General features: G+C 28.7%; 6 protein-coding genes. All 6 read right to left on the bottom strand.

Features of this window, described 5'->3' with window-relative positions:
* Positions 1 to 90 precede the first annotated feature (90 nt).
* Positions 91 to 681: a hypothetical protein gene (locus tag KQ44_RS06415; protein WP_096736721.1), complete on the bottom strand. Its 591-nt coding sequence runs from the start codon at positions 679 to 681 to the stop codon at positions 91 to 93.
* A gap of 149 nt (positions 682 to 830) precedes the next feature.
* The gene (locus KQ44_RS06410) at positions 831 to 1,550 is read right to left on the bottom strand and encodes a flagellar protein FlbB (protein WP_096736720.1); all 720 of its coding nucleotides are present in this window, start codon (positions 1,548 to 1,550) and stop codon (positions 831 to 833) included.
* Positions 1,551 to 1,746: 196 nt separating this feature from the next.
* A complete protein-coding gene (locus KQ44_RS06405) occupies positions 1,747 to 2,358 on the bottom strand; it encodes a GPR1/FUN34/YaaH family transporter (RefSeq protein ID WP_096736719.1) in 612 nt (203 codons plus the stop codon).
* 371 nt (positions 2,359 to 2,729) lie between these two features.
* On the bottom strand, positions 2,730 to 3,884 hold the full coding sequence (locus tag KQ44_RS06400) for a fused response regulator/phosphatase (RefSeq protein WP_096736718.1): 1,155 nt from the start codon (positions 3,882 to 3,884) through the stop codon (positions 2,730 to 2,732).
* A gap of 16 nt (positions 3,885 to 3,900) precedes the next feature.
* On the bottom strand, positions 3,901 to 5,217 hold the full coding sequence (locus KQ44_RS06395) for an FtsW/RodA/SpoVE family cell cycle protein (protein WP_096736717.1): 1,317 nt from the start codon (positions 5,215 to 5,217) through the stop codon (positions 3,901 to 3,903).
* Entirely contained in the window at positions 5,210 to 7,219 is a 2,010-nt protein-coding gene (mrdA, locus tag KQ44_RS06390) for a penicillin-binding protein 2 (protein ID WP_096736716.1), read from the bottom strand. Before mrdA ends, KQ44_RS06395 begins: the two co-directional genes overlap by 8 nt.
* Between the last annotated feature and the right edge of the window lie 297 nt (positions 7,220 to 7,516).

Raw genomic sequence — 7,516 nt, 5'->3', positions numbered from 1 at the left:
ATTATTATTTTTTCATTCAGTATTTTTTTAACGATGTAGTAAATACTAATACAATTTTTTTATAGTTAATAATTTCCAAAATATAATTTTTTATATATCGAGGCTCAATGATTTTGCTATCATATCCATTGTAACATCTTTATATAGAGTTTTATTAGGCACTACATTACCATTAAATTGTTTAGGTGTTATTTTTAATTCATTAGTATTTTCTGTGTTTATATTTTCTGTAGCTTGTAAAATCATACTTGTTTTATCTAAATATACTTTTTTATCATCATTATATTTAAATGTTATATACATTCTCACGTTTGACATAAGGTTATGCTCTATAGTAAAATAATTGTCTTTATAAACTATATTGCAAATAAGTCCTTCTATATTTTGATTATAGCTTTTAAAAGCAATATTGCCAATATATTTATACTGATTATTTTGTTCTATTTGAAATAAACTGTAATAATACCAATAATTATTTTTTAATATTACCATTTCATATGATGATTTGTCAGAAAATCTAATTTTTCTAATAGCATAAACTGACAGATCTTTATTGTTTTTTAAATTTCCATTTTCAGTAAAATATTTTTCATTTACTTTTATAGGTTTGTCATCAATATTTTGAGAATAAAGATTAAAAGAAAATATAATAACGAATATTAATACCAATCTTATTGACATAGATAAAAAACTCCAAATTGTAATAAATGAAGTTATACCCTATAACCCTTTATTTGTCAATATTTAAATTGATGAGTTTAAAATAAAAAAGCCATTCCTAAAATATTTAGAAACGGCTTATTGTTTTTATTATTTTTAAGAAAAAACTTTTATGCTCCCATATCCATTATACCGTCATTAAGCATAGCATCATTATTGTCTGGCATATATGATGGGAAGTCATTAGGTGAAGAAGGTACTGTATTATTACCAGGATTGGATCTTGCTTCATATTTCTCTAATATTCTAGCAGCAACGGTAGCATCCATCAAACTCAAAAGGTATGAAGTAGTACTGTTTCTTCCTTCAGCAGCAGCCATAGAATCCATTTCAAGAAGTACATCTATTACCAAATCATCAGAACCGTTTGCAGCAAGCTGATTAAGCAAGGCTACAGAGTTTTGAGGAGGCATGCTGTTGATTTTGTTTGCCAAATCTGAAAGTACCAACTGATACTGTGAAGATTCGTCCATTGTTGCCTGATAATTAGACCAAGCATTTAATAGATTTTGTCTGTCTTGTTCTATCAATTCAGACTGAGTATTTAATTCTAATGCTCTGCTTGCTATTAGAGATTCCTGAGCCTGTAAATCTTTTTCTCTTAAGTTAAAAGATTCTCTCATTTTATTTAAATCATCTCTTGCAAGTAGGGACATATCTTCTACTCTTTGCTTTTGAGTAAATCTGTTTAAAAAGCCAGGTACATTAGGAGCTATTTTATTACGCATTAATGTGTAGTAATTTACAACTCCAAAAATATCAAACATATAGAGTAATGCTATAAATGCTATTAAATTGACTATAGTTAAAATTGCTATTTTAAATTTCATAACCCTTAATCACCTTATAATATTATTACAACATAATATAGATAAAACAATAATATGTCAACTAGATTTTGTTATCATAATTATTATCGTAATAATAAAATATTTAGTTATCATATTTTTTGTTTTGTAGAAATAAAAATAATAAAAAAGAGGCTTTTTTATTAAGCCCCCTTTATATATATGCCCTAATTTTATCTTATTTCTTAAATATCCCTAAAGGTTTTCCCACAGGAAGTACAACTCTTCCTAAATTTTTGTTTAATACACCAGCAGCAGCACCATAAAAACCTAATAATCCAGCAATAAGTTCTGAAATACCAGCTACAATTTGAGTTTCTTTTACAGCTATTCCTAAATAATTTAATGCCATAGCTACTAAAAGTACATCTACAGCAACAAATATAAAGAATAATACTTTATGAGCTTCAGCAGCACCAAAAGTTAAAGGTCCTACAAGAAATAAATAAGCTATACATACAACTCCAAATTGTCTCATATCGATAGTGTTTTTCATTTCTTCTCCAAATACTCCCAAAGTTGTAAGCCAAATAAAAGCTACAGCTATCCAAAATAACCCGAAAGAACCAAATACTGTAGCACCAAATACATTTTCTTTTTTGAAATCAATAATAGCAGCAACAAATTGTGTTATACATCCAAGAAATATTGCCCAAGGAATAAGTCCTGAAAATCCTGATGTAAGCCCTAATTTTTGTGTTGAAGCTACAAATGTTATTACTGCAAGACCGAATAAACCAAATGGTGCTGGGTCTGCAAGCGTTTGTGTTACTTTTACTTCATTATTCATAATACATACTCCTGTATCCTATTTTTTAAACAGTATAGAAAAAAAAACTTGTATGTCAAATTTCATGCACATAAAATTAAAAAAAATTACAAAAAATATTAATTTATGTGATTTTTTTCATTTTTTTATAATAAATTAATGATTATATATTAATAATAATAAAACGTTTAATAATATATATGTTTGTATTTATATGTATTTTATTTTATATTTACTTCACATGTAATACGATAGAGCAGTAAAAAAATGTAAACGGTTACCTTATATTTATTTCATAAATATTTATATATGATTGATAAATTATTATATGCTGTAGAATTTAGTTATTTAATTGTATATATTTATATGTAATAATAATATATTTTAGAATATTATTCAGTTCTTCTTAACATTATCATACTTATATCATCAGATAATATGTTATTTGAGAAAGATTTTAATTCTTTTATTATGCAGTCTTTTATTACATTAACATCTTTATGTGAATGTTTTACAAATGTATTTTTTAAAAGTTCATCTCCAAACATTTTACCATCTTTATCAAATATTTCATAAGCTCCATCTGTAAATATGAAGATTATATCATTATGATTTAACTGTATTTTAGTTTCAGTATATTCTGTATCCTCCATCATACCTATGAGAGGTCCTTCCGCATCAATTTCCATTACTTCATCTTTAGATTTACATATTGGTTTTGGAGATCCTGCAGAAGAGCATATTAATTCTCCTGTTTCATTGTTATATATTGCGTAAAATACAGAAGCGAATAAATTTTTATCAAAATTTTCTCCTATAAAAAAATTATTCATTTGTTTTAAAAATTCAGAAGGCTGGGTGTTTTTAGTATCTATAATAACATGTGAATCAAAAAATGATTTTATTAATATTGTAAGCATACTAGCTGCCACTCCATGACCTGATACATCGGCAAGAAGTATGGCATACCAGCCATTATTAATAGATTTTATACCGCTATAATCTCCAGACACTTCATTGGGAGCATAGTGAAATATTGATATATCATTTTTTGGTATAGAAGTATTACCATAGGAGAGAATAGATTTCTGCAGTTTTGAAGCATATTCAATATCCTGCTTTAATATGTTCATATACATAAGATTAGATTCTATAGCCTTTTTTAATCTTATGTATGCTTTCATTTTTGCTAATAATATATCAGTATCCATGGATTTAAGAAAAAAACCATCAGCTCCGCATTCATAAGATTTTAGGCATTCACTTTTATTGTCAGTTGCAGTTAAAAATAATACAGCTATATTTTTTAGCATATTATCATTTTTTATATGTTCCGAAAGCCTTGAAGCACCTGCATTTGGGAGCATATAATCTACAAGTATACAGTCTGGTATTTTATCATAAGCCATATTCAAAGCATCTTCATATGATAATGCTATATAAGATAAATAGCCTGATTCTTTCAAAAACTTCTGCAAAAAACTAGCATAATCTATATTAGAATCTGCTATTAAAACTTTTTCTGTTAAAATATTACTATTTTTCATATTAACTGCTTACCAACTAATGGACATATCTTCTGGCTTCTACATTAAATATTAAACCTATAGAAATAGAAAAAGTCCATATCGATGAACCTCCGCTGCTTATAAAAGGCAATGTTAATCCAGTAATAGGCATCATACCTACAACCATACCAATATTAATTATAACATGGCATAAAAACATAGCAATAACCCCAGATACTATTAATGCCCCTAATCTATCTTTGGCAAAATATGCTGCCATAGTTCCGCGTATAAATATAACGGCATAAGCAAGTACAACTAAAGCACTTCCTACAAATCCCCATTCTTCGCATATATTTGAAAATATAAAGTCATTTACCTGCTGGGGTATAAAATTTAATTGTGATTGACTTCCGCTTAAAAATCCTTCTCCAAATAATCCTCCGCTTCCTACTGCTATGAGAGACTGTATGATATTATATCCAGAACTTAATCTGGTTAATTGCGGATTCATAAATACTAATAATCTTTGTTTCTGATATTCTTTTAATCCTATATCAAAAGTTAATGCTGCCCCCATACATAAAAATAATACAAAAAATGTAAATGATAAAAGACCTACATATTTACTGTTCATATAAAAATTGAGTGTAAGTAAAAGAGCAGATACAAAAAGAAATATTCCAGCAAGATATCCTATATATATTCTTTGAGATAAAAAGTTAAAAAGTATATTATCTATATCATCTGACATTCTTTTATATTCCAAAAACATAGGTATTGAAAGCCCGACAACCCCGATACTTATTAATGCTATAATATATCTAGTAGGCACACCTCCTACAAAAAGCATTATAAATACTATAAAACAATATACTAATACAGTACCCAAATCTGGCTGAAGTAATACTAAACCTATAGGTATGGCAATAAATACTCCAGCTAAAGCAAAATATTTTATTTCTTTTATTTTATCACCTATTTGATCTAAATATCCTGCTAAAAATATTATAACTACAATTTTACCAAACTCAGAAGGCTGCATACCAAATAGCCAGCTGCTGCTGCCGTTTACAGTAGTTCCAACCCCAGGTATTAATACAAGTATAAGTATTCCAAGCATTGGTATATATAAAGACATTCTGTGTTCGGCTAATTTTGTATAGTTAATAAACATACTTATAAATATAAGTACAATTCCAGTGGCACAGAAGAATATAAATTTCAAGAACATCCAGCTAGTTTTACCAGATTCAGGCGAATATGTAGAAGAATATACAGCTATAGCTCCAGCTACCATTAAAAATACAACAGCTGCTAATATTTTCCAATCGAAGACAAATAATTTTTTTAATTCTTTTTTATCATTCATATTTTATCCTTTCATCTTCATTTGCATCTTTTTTATCTTCTTCTTTTTGCTGTTCGCCGTCAATATTTTCTAAATTTTCACTGTTTTCCTGTTCTTCTTTCATTTTTTCTCTTGCTAATCTTATCTGCTGATAAATGTACTGCATTCTAGCATATATAACGTTTCTAGCCTCAACAGCATTTTCTCCGCCTAATATGGATCGAAGCATTGCAGTAGCAATAGGACCAGCAGTAGCTCCGCCGCCGCCGCCGCTATGTTCTAACATAACTGTAACGGCTACCATATCATCAGTAGGTCTAGGATTATAAGGTCCGAATATTGTAACCCAAGTATGGTCTTTACCTTGAGCATTCTGAGCAGTACCTGTTTTTGCTGCCAATTTTATATGAGGAGACCAAGCACCATTTCTTGCTGTACCGCCTGATACCGCCATTCTCATACCTTCTTTTACTACTGTAAATATGTTTTTATCTATATCTAGTTTTTTGATTATGATTTTATCATTATTATATATTACCTCATCTGTCTGAGAACTTCTTATTTCTTTAACAACATGAGGTCTATACATAACTCCATCATTAATTATAGCTGAGGTAGACATATGTACAGCTATAGGTGTAGCTGACATGTATCCCTGACCTATAACATACTGAATAGTGTCTCCGTCCCACCAGTATTCTCCAATCTTTCTTCTTTTCCAATCAGCACTAGGAACAACTCCAACTTTTTCACCAGGTAAGTCTATACCTGTAATATCGCCAAAACCTAGCATTTCAGCATATCTTTTTATGAAGTTAGGACCAAGCTCATATGCCAAGTTATAGAAATATGTATTGCATGAGAACTGAATAGCTCTATACATATTTACATAACCATGCTGACCTGTACATCTGTAGAACCTATTTTCAAGAAGCATACCACCTCCACAGTATCTTGTAGTATTTACTCCTATTCTTTTTTCAGCTAAAGCTCCTACAGCTGTAACTAGTTTAAATGTTGAAGCTGGGGGATATCTTCCTCTTATAGCTTTATTCCAGAATGGATTTGCAGGGTTATTAATAAGTTCTGTATACTTTTGTCTGTCTATTTTACCTATAAATATATTAGGATCATACCAAGGAGAGCTTACCATAGCCAATATCTCTCCTGTAGTAGGTTTTGATACTATTACTGTACCTACTTGTCCTCTGATTAGGTCTTCAGCGTCCTTTTGTATTTTAGAATCTATACTCAATATAAGTTTTTTTCCCGGTATAGGTTTTCCTATTGCTGGGCTTATAGTTTCTTTTACCCTATTTCTTGAGTCTACTATCCACTGAACATAACCATCTATTCCTCTAAGTTCTTTATCATAAAACTGTTCAACACCTTCTTTACCTATTACACTATTTCTTCTGTATCCTTCTGCCTGTTTGCTTTCAAACTCTTCCTGCGATATGTTTCCTATGTACCCAAGTACATGGGTCATAGTTTCTCCAAGAGGGTAGTGTCTTACCGATTTGCTGCCGTAATAAACTCCGGGGTATTCTTCAGACCTCTCTGCCAAATAACTCATCTGAGCCATGCTTATATTTTCTGATATTTCTACTGATTCATAGCTGTTTTTTGATACTTTTTCTAAACTTGATTTTATATGTCCTAAATCTATATTAAATACTTTTGAAACTCTGTATAATAATTCTTCTCTTTCAAAATAATTTTTTGGAAGATAAACTGGTATCATATACATTGTATAAGTTTTTATATTTTCTGCTACTATAATACCGTTTCTATCATAAATTTCACCTCTGTATGCATCTATAGGTATTATCTGTTCTTTATTATTCCTTGCTAAACTGTCATAATGCTCATTTTGTATTATCTGAAGATAAAATAATCTTAATAAAAGCAAAGTTGTTACAAGTACTGATATTATAAATACAACAATTAATCTTTTTCTATATTTGAAGTCTTCGCTTATAATTTTTTTGTCTTTATTTAATTCTATTTCTAAAAAATTCATGCATAAACCTTCTTAGGAATTATTAATTATATAAGTAATATTATACTAACAAAAAATTTTTATCAATACTATAAGTAACGGTATTTTTTACTGTATTATTAATATTATTAGTTTATTAATTATATATACTTAAACAACTATAATTTGTAAAAAATAAATTTTTAAATTTTATATATTGGCATGGCTTTAAGCATTTTGTGAAGAAACTATATTTGAAGAAGCAATACAGTTCTGCATACCTTTGGTAAGGTATATTATAAATTTGTATTATACTTTATGTTTAATACATATCTATTT

Origin of the sequence: Brachyspira sp. G79 (assembly GCF_002379365.1) — a bacterium.
Lineage (GTDB): Bacteria > Spirochaetota > Brachyspiria > Brachyspirales > Brachyspiraceae > Brachyspira.
The sequence above is the reverse complement of the archived record's forward strand: the minus strand, read 5'-3'. Positions and strand labels throughout refer to the sequence as shown.